The organism is Isoptericola maris (assembly GCF_048065335.1).
Lineage (GTDB): Bacteria > Actinomycetota > Actinomycetes > Actinomycetales > Cellulomonadaceae > Isoptericola > Isoptericola rhizosphaerae.
The window spans coordinates 69,071-81,088 of record NZ_JBLUNY010000012.1 but is presented as its reverse complement, the minus strand read 5'-3'; the positions used below and the strand labels follow the sequence as shown (position 1 = coordinate 81,088).

The following is a 12,018-nucleotide window of genomic DNA, read 5'->3' as shown; positions in this document are numbered from 1 at the left end:
GGGCCCCCCCCCCCCCGCTTCGACGCTCCGGCCCGGCGCTACCACCTCGGGGAGAGCGGTCCTACCTCGGTAGGTCAGTTCTGCGCGATCGCCGAGACGTCGAGCGCGATCTTGACCTTGTCGCCGACCAGGAAGCCGCCCGTCTCGAGCGCCGCGTTCCAGGTGAGGTCGAAGTCCTTGCGGTTGATCACGAGCTCGGACTCGAAGCCCGCGCGGTCGTTGCCGAACGGGTCCTTGGCGGTGCCGGCGAACTCGGTGGGGAGCTCGACGGGCTTCGTCACGCCGTTGATGGTCAGGTCGCCGGCGATCACGTACGCGTCGCCGTCCACGGAGATGTTCTTCGAGACGAACGACCAGACGGGCTTCTCCTCGGCGTGCCAGAAGTCGGCGCTCCGGAGGTGGCCGTCGCGGTTCTCGTCACCGGTGTTGACCGACGCGGCGTCGAGCTCGGCGGAGACCGAGGTGGAGTCGAGGTCCTCGCCGACGGCGATCTCGCCGGAGACGATGGCGATGGTGCCGCGCACCTTGGAGATGCCGGCGTGGCGGACGGTGAAGGACGCGGTGGAGTGCGAGGCGTCGATGACGTAGGTGCCGGCGTTCAGTCCGGCGGGCAGCGGCGTGGCCATGGGGATGCTCCTCGTGTGTGGCGGTGATGTGCGGTGCGGACGCCCCTGAGGCGATCCATCGAAATGCATGAACCGCGGCCTCCTGGCAACTATTCCCGGGGGGTCGCATGCGATCTGCTGCGACAGTGAGTCCTGTCACCACCGTACTGGGACGCTCCCGGAGGGCATCTGGAGACGCCTGCGATCTGGGACACTGGTGGCCATGGCCACCACCACCGTCCATCTCATGCGGCACGGCGAGGTCCACAATCCCGACGGCGTCCTGTACGGACGCATCGCGGGGTACCGCCTGTCGGAGCTCGGCCAGCAGATGGCCCGCCACGTCGCCGAGCACCTGTCCGACGGCGGCAGGGACGTCGTCGCGGTCGTCGCGAGCCCGCTGCAACGTGCCCAGGAGACGGCCACGCCCGTCGCCGCCGCGTTCGGCCTCGAGCTGGCCACCGACGACCGTCTCGTCGAGGCGGGCAACAGCTTCGAGGGCACCACGATCGGCAAGCAGCCCGGCCAGCTCGCGCACCCGCGGTACTGGAAGCGGCTGTGGAACCCGCTGCGACCGTCGTGGGGCGAGAGCTACGCCGAGCAGGTGACCCGCATGCGTGCCGCCGTCGACGACGCGCGCCGCGCCCACACCGGCCACGAGGTCGTGCTGGTCAGCCACCAGCTCCCCGTCTGGGTGACGCGTCGGGCGTTCGAGGGCCGCCGGCTGGCGCACGACCCGCGCCGGCGCGAGTGCGCTCTCGCCTCCCTGACGTCGCTGACCTTCGACGACGACCGGTTCGTCTCGCTGCACTACAGCGAGCCGGCCGGTCCGCTGCTCGCCGGTGCCGACCCCGTGCCAGGCGCCTGATGGGACGCCGCAACCGCGGACGTCTCGCGCGCACAGCCGCCGTCAGCAGCGCCCTCGCCGCCACCGTCGGGCTGCTCGCCGCGTGCGGTGCGGCCGAATCCGGTGCGGGCGACGTCGTCGGCCAGGGCTTCGTCTCGGGTGACGGTTCGGTGCAGCAGTGGGAGCCGGACGAGCGCGGGGACACCGTCGTCGTCGAGGGCACGTCCTTCGAGGGCGACGAGGTCTCGACCACCGACTGGAGCGGCGACATCGTCGTGCTCAACACCTGGTACGCGGGATGCGCCCCGTGCCGCGCCGAGGCTCCCGATCTCGTGACGCTCGCCGAGGACCGGGAGGCCGACGGCGTGCACCTGCTCGGCATCAACACCGAGGACGACGCCGGCACCGCGCTCGCCTTCCAGCGCACCTTCGAGGTGCCCTACCCCTCGATCGAGGACCGCAGCGGCCAGGTCGTGGCCGGGCTCTCCGGCGTCGTCCCGCTGCAGGCCGTGCCGTCCACCGTGGTGCTCGACGGCGAGGGGCGCGTGGCTGCGCGGATCGTCGGCCAGGTCGCGGGCTCGACCCTGGAGGGAGTCGTCGACGACGTGCTCGCCGAGGACGGCGGGGACGAGGCGCAGGCCTCGTCCGTGACCGGGTCCGGGAGCGCCTGACGTGGGTGAGGCCTTCGCCACCACGGCCGCGAGCGGCTCGCTGCTGCTCGCGGTCCTCGTCGCGCTGCTCGCCGGCCTGGTCTCCTTCGCCTCGCCGTGCGTGCTGCCCCTAGTACCGGGCTACGTCGGCTACGTCGGCGGGCTGGCCGCGGCGAACGCCGGGCCTTCGGGCGCGATGGACCCCGGAGGAGCGGGGCGCCAGGGTCGCGGGACGACGGCGGCACCCCCGCGCGCACCCGGCCGCGGCCGCGTGGTGCTCGGGGTCTCGCTGTTCGTGCTGGGCTTCACGGCGGTGTTCGTGGCGCTCATGGCGGCGGCCGGCGCCGTCGGCTCGTACCTGGTGCGCTACGAGGACGTGCTGGTCCGGGTGCTGGGCCTCGTCGTGATCGTCATGGGTGTGGCGTTCCTCGGCGGCATCGGGTTCCTCCAGCGCGAGCGGCGGCTGCACGTGAGCCCGCGGGCCGGTCTGTGGGGCGCGCCCCTGCTGGGTGTCGTCTTCGGGCTGGGCTGGACGCCGTGCCTCGGCCCGACGCTCGCCGCGGTGCAGTCCCTCGCGCTGAACGAGGCGTCCGCAGGGCGCGGCGTGGTGCTCGGGATCGCGTACTGCATCGGGCTCGGTGTGCCGTTCCTGCTGGTGGCTCTAGGGCTGCAGTCGTCCGAGCGCATGCTCGGGTTCCTGCGCCGCCACCGGCTCGCCATCATGCGGTGCGGCGGCGGCCTCCTGGTCCTCATCGGCCTGGCGATGGTCACGGGCCTGTGGGGCACGTTGACGAGCACCCTGCAGAGCTGGATCAGCGGATACGTGACGGTGGTGTGATGAGCGAACGGAGCTACCGTCCCGAGGGCATCGCGGACGAGTTCACCCAGGGCACGCGCGGCGGCGAGAGCGAGGCCGGTGCGACGCCGTCGGGCGGGCCGTCGTCCGCGACCCGGCAGGCGCCGCGGACCGGCTGGCGCGGCATGCTGCGCTGGACGTGGCGCCAGCTCACCAGCATGCGGGTGGCGCTCCTGCTGCTGATGCTGCTCGCCGTCGCGGCCGTGCCCGGGTCGATCCTGCCGCAGCGCAGCCAGGACCCGGCGGCGGTGGTGGAGTACCTCGGCGAGAATCCGGCCACGGGGGAGTGGCTCGACCGGTTCGGGTTCTTCGAGGTCTTCTCCTCGCCCTGGTTCTCGGCGATCTACCTCCTGCTGTTCGTCTCCCTGGTGGGCTGCATCGTGCCGCGCACCGTCGCGCACGCCCGGGCGGTCCGGAACCGGCCGCCGCGCACGCCTGCGCGCTTCGAGCGCTTCCCGGCGCGGGCGACCGGCACCACCTCGGCCACACCGCGGGAGGTGACGGACGCCGTCGCCGAGCACCTGCGTGGCCGGATGCGGTGGCTGCCGACGTTCCGCGTCGACGCCGGCTCGGAGGAGGCGCGCGGGGCGCGCGGCAAGATCCCCGCGCGTCCCGCGGCTGCCACCGTCGCGGCGGAGCGCGGCTACCTGCGCGAGACCGGCAACCTGCTGTTCCACCTCGCGCTGCTGGGCCTCATCGTCGCGGTCGGTGTGGGGCAGCTGCTCCACTACCGCGGCCAGGCGATCATCACCGAGGGCCGCGGGTTCGCCAACGCCGTCGTGGACTACGACACGTTCGAGAGCGGGTCGTGGTTCCAGCCCGAGTCGCTGGTGCCGTTCTCGATGACGCTCGACTCGTTCACCTCGGAGTTCGCGACGGACACGGTCGCGTTCGCCCAGTCGCGCGACTTCACCGCGGACGTGACGGTGACCGAGCCGGACGGCTCGTCCTCCGCCGAGACGATCAAGGTCAACCATCCCCTCGTCATCGACGGTTCGAAGGTGTACCTGCAGGGCAACGGCTATGCGCCGGACATCACGGTGCACGACGGCGAGGGTGCGGTCGCGTTCGCCGGTCGCGTGCCGTTCCTGCCGGAGGACCAGGTGTACACCTCGCGCGGCGTCGTGAAGGTGCCGGACGTCTCGCCGGGGCTCGAGCAGGTGGGTCTCATCGGGTACTTCCTGCCGACGGCCGTCATCGAGCCCGACGGCTCGGCCCGCTCCGTCTTCCCGCTCCCGGAGGACCCGCTGCTCGTGCTCGAGGTGTACCGCGGCGACCTCGGGCTCGACGACGGCGTGCCGCAGAACGTGTACCGGCTCGACACCGCGAACCTCACGCCGTCGGTGGACGCCGACGGCGAGCGGGTGAAGCTCCTGCTGGAGCCCGGCGACACCGTCGACCTTCCCGACGGGCTCGGGACCGTGTCGCTCGCCGAGGAGGTGCCGCGGTTCGTCGCGCTCGACCTGCGCCACGACCCGTCGCTCGCGTGGGTGCTGGCCTTCTCGCTCGCCGCCCTCGTCGGGCTGACCGGTTCGCTGTTCCTGCCGCGCCGCCGCGTCTGGGTGCGATCATGGACGCACGACGGCGTCACGCACGTCGAGGTCGCGGGTCTCGCCCGCGGGGACGACGTGGGGCTGCAGCCCCAGGTGGACCGGACGCTGGCGGCCGTCCCCGGGCTGGACGCCGACCACGCTGATGCTGATGGTGACCCGGACGTCGGCCCTGACGCCGCGCCGACGCACAACCCTGAGAGAGGCTGACCATGGAGATCGCCGAGCTGAGCGACCTGCTCGTCTGGGCTGCGGCGACCGCGCTCGCGGTCGCGATGATCGCGTTCGCCGTCGACCTGGGCCGACGCACCGACGAGCGTGTCGGCGCCCGTGCCACGGCTGAGGCCCGCGCCACGGTCGGTGCCGGGTCGAGCGACACCAGCGCGCCTGCGGCTGAGGCGAGCGGACCTGGCCCGGACGGCGCCGTCGAGGCCCGCCGTCGGGCCGCGGGCATCGCGATGTCGACGACGTGGCTCGGCACCGCGATGCTGCTCGTCGCGATCGTGCTGCGCGGGCTGGCCGCGGGCCGGACGCCCTGGGCCAACATGTACGAGTTCACGATGGTCGGCTCGTTCATCGCGCTCGTGGTCTTCCTCGTGCTCAACCTGCGCCGCGACGTGCGGTTCCTGGGAGCGTTCGTCACCGGGCTGGTCACGCTCTTCCTGGTGCTCGGCCTCAACGCGTTCCACGTGGCGGCGACCGGGGTGCAGCCCGCCCTGCAGAACTACTGGCTGGTGCTGCACGTCGGGGTCGCGATCACCGCGACCGGTATCTTCACCGTGTCGTTCGTCGTCTCGGCGCTGCAGCTGTTGCGCGACTCCCGCGACGCGGGGTCGCCGTTCCTGACGCGGCCCGGCTTCCGCTGGCTGGACCGCACGCCGGGGCCGACGGCGCTGGAGTCGATGTCGTTCCGCCTGAACGCGGTGGGCTTCGTCCTGTGGACCTTCACCCTCATCGGCGGGGCCATCTGGGCCGAGGACGCCTGGGGCCGCTACTGGGGCTGGGACCCCAAGGAGGTCTGGACGTTCGTCATCTGGGTCGTCTACGCGGCCTACCTGCACGCCCGCACCACGCGCGGCTGGTCGGGACGCCGGGCCGCGTGGTTCGTCGTCGTCGGCTACGCCTGCGTGCTGTTCAACTTCACCGGCGTGAACCTCATCTTCAACGGCAAGCACTCCTACTCGGGCATCAGCTGACCCACCGCCGAGGCGGCACCACCACCCGACCTACCTCGCCGCGAGCCCTACTACCTCGGCGCGAGCCGCGCTACCTCGGCGGGTCGGTGTCGCCGCGGTCGCGGCGCTCCTGGCGGCGCTTCTCCTGCTCGAGCCGCCACAGGAAGTCCGGGTCGTCGTCGGGCGCGACCGGACCGGACGGACGTCGCGGACCTCGGCCGGGCCGCGCTCCGCGGCCGCCGGAACCACCACTGCGGCGGGACTGCTTCGTCGCGATCCAGGTGACCGGCCCGAAGACGGGCAGCAGCACGATGATGACCACCCAGAGCCACCGGGGCAGGCCGGCGCGGTCTTCCTCCTCCGACCCCGAGAGATCGGCAAGGCTGTAGACCAACAGGCCGACGACGACGAGGCCCACCAGGACGCGGAACATTCCTCCAGCCTAGTTCGCCCCGCGGCCGTGACCGAATCGCGAGGCGTGCGGGACCGGGATCGAGCGGCCGTATCCTGGATCCGTGCCTCTCGTGACCTACACCGTGCTCCGCCTCCTGCTCTTCGCCGCCGCCCTCGGGGTCGGCTACGTGGCAGGGCTGCGCAGCTGGCTGCTTCTCCTGGTGGCGATCGTGGTGGCGTTCGCGGTGTCGTACGTCCTGCTGGCGAAGCAGAAGGATGCGGCCGCGAGCTGGATCGCGGAGCGGGCGGAGCGTCGTCGCTCGGGTGACGAGGGCCTGGCGAAGGTCATCGGCGAGGACGCGGCGGCCGAGGACTCGGCGTTCGACGCCGACGAGCCCGCCGGCACGGAGCACCCGGACGGCGGACGCCCCACCGCCGAGCGGTAGGGGTCGGGGCGCTCAGAGCGCCAGGCCGAGCCCGAGCAGCACGCCGTAGGCGAGCTCGAACATCCCGGTGCCGGCGAGCACCGGGACGAGTGCGCGGCCCCGCGCGCCCGCCACGACCGGGATCGCCAGCAGGACGGTGGGCAGCAGGAGCAGAGCGACGAGGAACGCCCACGGGTTCCAGACCGCGCAGGCGAGCCCGAGGAGGACGGGCAGCACCACCCACAGCGCGTAGAGGCGCCGTGCTCGGTGGTCCCCGAGCCGCACCGCGAGCGTCCGCTTGCCCGCCACGACGTCGGTGGGGATGTCGCGGACGTTGTTGACCATGAGCAGCGCGCACGCGATCAGACCCACGCCCACGGCGCCCAGCACGGCGGGCCACGTGATCCGGTCCGCCTGCGTGTAGGTGGTGCCGAGCGTAGCCACCAGCCCGAAGAACACGAACACGCCGACCTCGCCGAGGCCCGCGTACCCGTACGGCCGCTTGCCGCCCGTGTAGTACCAGGCGGCGAGCATGGCGACGGCGCCGACGGCGATCAGCCACCAGTGCCCGCTCACCGCGCACAGCGCGAGCCCGAGCACCCCGGCGACGCCGAACGCCCCGAACGCGGCGCCCTTGACCTGCCCCGGCTGCGCGATGCCGGAGGCGGTGAGGCGCAGCGGCCCCACCCGGTCCAGGTCGGTGCCGCGCACGCCGTCGGAGTAGTCGTTGGCGTAGTTGACGCCGATCTGCAGCGCGAGCGCGACACCGAGGGCGAGCACGGCGGGCAGCCACGCGAATGCGTCGACCTGCGCGGCGGCGCCCGTGCCGATGATGACGGGCGCGGCGGCGGCGGGCAGGGTGCGGGGCCGGGCTCCGGTGACCCACTCGGCCGTGGTGGCCATGCGTGCTCCTCTCAGTCGTGCGCCGGGCGGGCGCGCACCAGGTCGACGACGGCGGCACGGTCGACCTTGCCGGGCCCGCGCAACGGCAGGTTCTGCACCCGCAGGATGCGACGGGGCGCGGCGGCCGGGCCGAGTCTAGCGGCGACGGCGGAGCGCACCCGCGCGAGCTCCGCCCCCTCCCCCCACCCTGTGGGTGCACGACGCGCCGCTGGGCGGGTCGGCTCGTCGGCGTGTCGTGCACCCACAGGGCCTGAGGCGACGGCGACGAGCTCCTGGCCCCATTCGTCGTGGGGCACGCCGACGACGCACACCTCGACACCGAGCAGCTCGCCCAGCACCGACTCCACGGCCGCGGGGGCGACGTTCACCCCGCCGGTGACGACGACGTCGTCCGCGCGGCCGATCACCCGGAGCACGTCGCGGTCCAGCGCACCGAGGTCGCTGGTGCGGAACCACCGCCCGTCCGGGCCGTCGACGAACGCGGTCGCCGTGGCGTCGTCGTCCCCGAGGTAGCCGCTCGCGAGCACGGGCCCGGCGATCTCCACGATCCCGGCGTCGCCCCCGGCCGCATCGAGGCGGACCCGCACCCCGGGCAGCGGCACGCCGTCGTAGACGCAGCCGCCGGCCGTCTCCGACATGCCGTAGGTGCGCACCACCGGCACGCCCGCGTCGCGGGCACGCACCAGCAGCCGGGGCGGGGTGGCGGCACCGCCGAGCAGGACGGCGCCGCACCGGGCGAGCGCGTCGAGCGCGGCCGGGGCTCCGCCGTCGGCCGCCTCGACGACGCGGTGGAGCTGGGTGGGCACGAGCGAGACGTGCACGGGGTCGTCACCGGCGAGCGGTGCGGCCAGCAGGTCGGCGAGCCCGTCGGGGGTGAACGGGCCACCGCCGGCGGCGGTCAGGGGCGTACCGGCCAGCAGCGACCGGACGATCACCTGCATGCCGGCCACGTGCGTGGGCGGCAGCGTCAGCACCCAGCGGCCGGGCGCGTTGAGCCGGTCCGCCGTCGCGGCGGCCGAGGCGCGCAGCGCCGCCGCGCTCAGCGCGACCTCCCGCGGCGTCCCCGTCGAGCCGGACGTCCGCACCACCAGCGCGGTGCCCGACGGCGGCAGGTGCGTCGTGAGGCGGGGCAGCGGCGCGACGGGTGGGCCGCCGTCCAGCGCACGGCGCATGCCGTCCACGAGCGCGGCGAGGTCGGGGGTGCTCACGGCCTCACGATAGGCGGCGCGGGGCCGTCCACGGGCGCCCTGGTCAGACCGGTTCCGACGGACCCCGCTGCCGAGATCCCGGCATCACGGTGATCGCTGGTGCATCCTGTGGGGGGACGAGGAGGTGCCATGACGCTCAGGAGCACGGCGTCCGCGGTGCTGGCGGCGTCGTTGGTGCTCGCCGTCGGCGGGTGCGGGACGGCGACGGACCCGCAGAGCGCACCACGGGTCACGGTGGCCCCGGACATGTCGCGCGCGAAGATCGCCCCGCCCGCCGTCGTCGTGCCCGAGCCGGAGCTTGAGCCGGCGCGCTGGCCGTTGACCGGCGTCCGGACCGGCACGAAGAAGGTCCCGGAGCGGCCCGCCGTCGCGGTCAAGATCGAGAACTCCGTCGCGTCGCGGCCGCACACGGGGCTGCACCGGGCGGACGTGGTGTGGGAGCAGGTGGTCGAGGGCGGCATCAGCCGATTCGTCGCGGTGTACCACTCGACCTACCCGCGGCAGGTCGGCCCGGTGCGCTCGGTGCGTCCGATGGATCCCGCGACGGTGGCGCCCCTGCGCGGGATCCTCGCGGCGTCCGGTGGGCAGCCGCCGTTCCTGCGGGCCGTCGAGAGGTCCGGCACCCAGCTGCTGACCAACGACGACGGCGACCGGGGGTTCTGGCGCAGCGGCTCCCGTGCCGCGCCGCACGACGTCTACGGGAACGTGAAGGCGTTCGCACGGCAGGCGGACAAGAAGCGCACCGAACCCCCGAAGGCGGAGCTGAGGCACGCGACGAAGCGCAAGGACGCCACGGCCCGGGCGCAGGGCAAGAAGGGCAGGACGGCGGACGTGCGGCTCTCCCCGGCGCAGCGCACCACGTGGGGCTGGGCCAAGGGCTCCTACCGGCGCAGCGACGACGGCCGGGCGTCGATGTCCTCGGGCAAGCGTGTCACGGCGCGCAACGTCCTGCTGCTGCGCGTCGATGTCACGAACACCGGCTACCGGGATCCGAGCGGCGCTCCGGTGCCGAAGGCCGAGCTCGTCGGCCGCGGCAAGGGGATGCTGCTCGGTGGCGGCCGGGCCGTGAACGTCAAGTGGTCCAAGAAGGGGACCAAGGCGCCGCTACGGCTGAAACGGCCGGGTGGCGGCAAGGTGCTGCTCGAGCCGGGGAACACGTGGGTCGAGCTGGTGCCGGAGCGCTCCGGCTCGTGGGACGTGTCATGACGTACCGTGTGCGCCAGCACACACCCTCGGAGGACTGATGACCGCACGGTTCGCGCGGCTGGCGGCGCCGGGCGCGCTCGCCGCGGCCGCCCTGCTCGTCGCCGCGTGCGGCGGCGGCCCGGACCCGACCCCGACGACGACGGTCCCGGCCGCCGTCGACGCGCAGAAGGGCTCGCCGCCCGCCCCCGACGTGCGGGCCGTGTGGCCCCTGACGGGGGTCGAGGCGGACGAGGTCGCGGACCGCCCGGCGCTGGCGGTCAAGATCGAGAACTCTCGCGAGGCGCGGCCGCAGACCGGTCTGGAGCAGGCGGACATGGTGTGGGAGGAGGTCGTCGAGGGCGGGATCACGCGCTACGTCGCCGTGTTCCACTCGTCGGTCCCGGACGCCGTCGAGCCCGTGCGTTCCGTCCGCCCGATGGACCCTGCGATCGTCGCGCCGTTGGGCGGCATCCTCGCCTACTCCGGCGCCCAGCGGCCGTTCATCGACGCGGTGGACGCCAGCGGCGCCCAGTCGGTGATCATGGATGCGGGCGACGCGGGCTTTCGGCGGAATCCGGCCCGGCCCGCGCCGCACAACGTGATCGGCGACCCCGCGGCGTTCCTGGCGCAGGCCGACGGCGAGCGCAGCGTGCCGCCGCCGGCACAGTTCGCGATCGCGGACGACCCGGGTGAGGGGACCGCCGCGAGCGACGGGACGCCGGCGTCGTCGCTGGAGGTCGTGATGTCCCGGATGCAGACGACGGGTTGGCAGTGGGACGAGGACACGGGAGCGTGGCTGCGCAGCGAGGGCACGAGCCCGTCGATGTCGACCTCAGGGGACCAGCACTCCGCGACGAACGTGGTGGTGCTCGAGGTCGAGGTGGTGAACACCGAGTTCCGGGACGCCTCGGGCGCGGCGGTGCCGGAGACCCGGCTCGTCGGCGCGTCGGGCACGGGGGTCGTCGCGAGCGGCGGTCGCACGCTCGAGGTGGAGTGGTCCAAGGGCGAGCTCGCCGACGCGGTCGAGCTGACGGCCGGCGGCGAGACCGTCGAGCTGGAGCCGGGCAGCACGTGGGTCGAGCTGATGCCGGCGACGACCGGCTCCCTCACCGTCGCCGATCAGGCCGCCGGCTCGTCGCCGGATCAGTAGGCGTACGGGAATCCGGACCAGTCGGGGTCGCGCTTCGCCAGGAACGCGTCCCGGCCCTCGACGGCCTCGTCGGTCATGTACGCGAGCCGCGTCGCCTCCCCAGCGAACACCTGCTGGCCCATGAGGCCGTCGTCGGCCAGGTTGAAGGCGAACTTGAGCATGCGGACCGCCTGCGGGGACTTCCCCGCGATGGTGCGGGCGTACTCGACCGCCAGCCCTTCGAGGTCGTCGTGCTCGGCGACCTCGTTGACCGCCCCCCAGCGTTCGGCGTCGTCCGCGGAGTACTCCCGCGCGAGGAAGAAGATCTCCCGCGCGCGCTTCTGCCCCACCTGGCGTGCCAGGTAGGCCGACCCGTACCCGCCGTCGAACGACCCGACGTCGGCGTCGGTCTGCTTGAACTTCCCGTGCTGGCGGCAGGCGATCGACAGGTCGGCGACCACGTGCAGCGAGTGCCCGCCCCCGGCGGCCCAGCCGTCGACGACGGCGATCACCACCTTGGGCATGGTGCGGATGAGGCGCTGCACCTCCAGGATGTGCAGGCGCCCGGCGCGGGCGGGGTCGATGTGGTCGGCGGTGTCGGCGCCACTGACGGGCCGGCCCGCACCGTCGGCCGTCGTGTACTGGTAGCCGGAGCGACCACGGATGCGCTGGTCCCCGCCGGAGCAGAACGCCCAGCCGCCGTCCTTGGGGCTCGGGCCGTTGCCGGTGAGGAGCACGGTCCCGACGTCGGAGGTCATGCGGGCGTGGTCCAGCACCCGGTAGAGCTCGTCGACGGTGTGCGGGCGGAACGCGTTGCGCACCTCGGGCCGGTCGAAGGCGACCCGCACGACGGGCAGGTCACGCACCTGCGCGGACCCGTCGTCGCCGGTGGAGCGCTCCACCCCGCGGTGGTACGTCAGGTCGGTCAGGTCCTCGAACCCGACGACGGTGCGCCAGCGGTCGGTGTCGAAGGTCTCGGAGACGGGTGCGGGGAGGTCGCTGTTGCTCACGCGGGCCAGCGTAGTGCGCGCCACCGGTCGACGGTCCGCGCTGGCTGTTCTGCAAAGTAAAGTCCAGATCGGCCGCAAAGTG

At 73.5% G+C, this 12,018-nt stretch carries 13 protein-coding genes; 8 read left to right on the top strand and 5 right to left on the bottom strand.

Translation table 11 applies throughout. The features are described 5' to 3' along the window. Positions 1 to 74: 74 nt before the first annotated feature. Positions 75 to 626, bottom strand: coding sequence for a YceI family protein (locus ACH5HR_RS15575; RefSeq protein ID WP_402372735.1), 552 nt, complete (start codon positions 624 to 626; stop codon positions 75 to 77). Positions 627 to 828: 202 nt separating this feature from the next. Here ACH5HR_RS15575 and ACH5HR_RS15570 point away from each other — a divergent pair, with 202 nt between their 5' ends. Genes ACH5HR_RS15570 through ccsB form a run of 5 tightly spaced genes read left to right on the top strand, consistent with a single transcriptional unit; the run spans position 829 to position 5,704 of the window. Continuing rightward, positions 829 to 1,473, top strand: a complete 645-nt coding sequence (locus ACH5HR_RS15570) for a histidine phosphatase family protein (protein WP_402372733.1) — start codon at positions 829 to 831, stop codon at positions 1,471 to 1,473. After that, complete coding sequence (locus ACH5HR_RS15565) at positions 1,473 to 2,123, top strand: TlpA family protein disulfide reductase (protein ID WP_402372730.1); 651 nt, start codon at positions 1,473 to 1,475, stop codon at positions 2,121 to 2,123. Before ACH5HR_RS15570 ends, ACH5HR_RS15565 begins: the two co-directional genes overlap by 1 nt. A 1-nt stretch (position 2,124) precedes the next feature. Continuing rightward, the gene (locus ACH5HR_RS15560; RefSeq protein WP_402372727.1) at positions 2,125 to 2,940 is read left to right on the top strand and encodes a cytochrome c biogenesis CcdA family protein; all 816 of its coding nucleotides are present in this window, start codon (positions 2,125 to 2,127) and stop codon (positions 2,938 to 2,940) included. Continuing rightward, entirely contained in the window at positions 2,940 to 4,718 is a 1,779-nt protein-coding gene (gene resB, locus ACH5HR_RS15555; protein ID WP_402372725.1) for a cytochrome c biogenesis protein ResB, read from the top strand. The genes ACH5HR_RS15560 and resB overlap by 1 nt, the downstream gene beginning before the upstream one ends. A gap of 2 nt (positions 4,719 to 4,720) precedes the next feature. Beyond that, positions 4,721 to 5,704 (top strand): c-type cytochrome biogenesis protein CcsB, encoded by a 984-nt coding sequence (gene ccsB, locus ACH5HR_RS15550; protein ID WP_402372723.1) that lies wholly within the window; start codon positions 4,721 to 4,723, stop codon positions 5,702 to 5,704. A gap of 70 nt (positions 5,705 to 5,774) precedes the next feature. Here ccsB and ACH5HR_RS15545 read toward each other — a convergent pair whose 3' ends face one another. Next, positions 5,775 to 6,116 carry a PLD nuclease N-terminal domain-containing protein gene (locus tag ACH5HR_RS15545; RefSeq protein ID WP_402372720.1) on the bottom strand — a complete coding sequence of 114 codons (342 nt, stop codon included), beginning with the start codon at positions 6,114 to 6,116 and terminating at the stop codon, positions 5,775 to 5,777. A gap of 82 nt (positions 6,117 to 6,198) precedes the next feature. Between ACH5HR_RS15545 and ACH5HR_RS15540 the strand changes: the two genes are divergently transcribed. Beyond that, positions 6,199 to 6,522, top strand: a complete 324-nt coding sequence (locus ACH5HR_RS15540) for a DUF4229 domain-containing protein (protein ID WP_402372718.1) — start codon at positions 6,199 to 6,201, stop codon at positions 6,520 to 6,522. Positions 6,523 to 6,534: 12 nt separating this feature from the next. On the opposite strand, the gene ACH5HR_RS15535 is transcribed toward ACH5HR_RS15540, so the two are convergent. Beyond that, positions 6,535 to 7,404: a 1,4-dihydroxy-2-naphthoate polyprenyltransferase gene (locus ACH5HR_RS15535; RefSeq protein ID WP_416478704.1), complete on the bottom strand. Its 870-nt coding sequence runs from the start codon at positions 7,402 to 7,404 to the stop codon at positions 6,535 to 6,537. Between the two features lie 11 nt (positions 7,405 to 7,415). Further along, positions 7,416 to 8,612 carry an AMP-binding protein gene (locus ACH5HR_RS15530; RefSeq protein WP_416478702.1) on the bottom strand — a complete coding sequence of 399 codons (1,197 nt, stop codon included), beginning with the start codon at positions 8,610 to 8,612 and terminating at the stop codon, positions 7,416 to 7,418. Positions 8,613 to 8,741: 129 nt separating this feature from the next. Between ACH5HR_RS15530 and ACH5HR_RS15525 the strand changes: the two genes are divergently transcribed. Continuing rightward, the gene (locus ACH5HR_RS15525) at positions 8,742 to 9,818 is read left to right on the top strand and encodes a DUF3048 domain-containing protein (protein ID WP_416478700.1); all 1,077 of its coding nucleotides are present in this window, start codon (positions 8,742 to 8,744) and stop codon (positions 9,816 to 9,818) included. A gap of 37 nt (positions 9,819 to 9,855) precedes the next feature. Then, entirely contained in the window at positions 9,856 to 10,947 is a 1,092-nt protein-coding gene (locus ACH5HR_RS15520; protein WP_402372707.1) for a DUF3048 domain-containing protein, read from the top strand. Here the strand turns inward: ACH5HR_RS15520 and ACH5HR_RS15515 are convergent. After that, positions 10,941 to 11,936 carry a 1,4-dihydroxy-2-naphthoyl-CoA synthase gene (locus ACH5HR_RS15515; protein ID WP_416478698.1) on the bottom strand — a complete coding sequence of 332 codons (996 nt, stop codon included), beginning with the start codon at positions 11,934 to 11,936 and terminating at the stop codon, positions 10,941 to 10,943. The genes ACH5HR_RS15520 and ACH5HR_RS15515 overlap by 7 nt on opposite strands. Between the last annotated feature and the right edge of the window lie 82 nt (positions 11,937 to 12,018).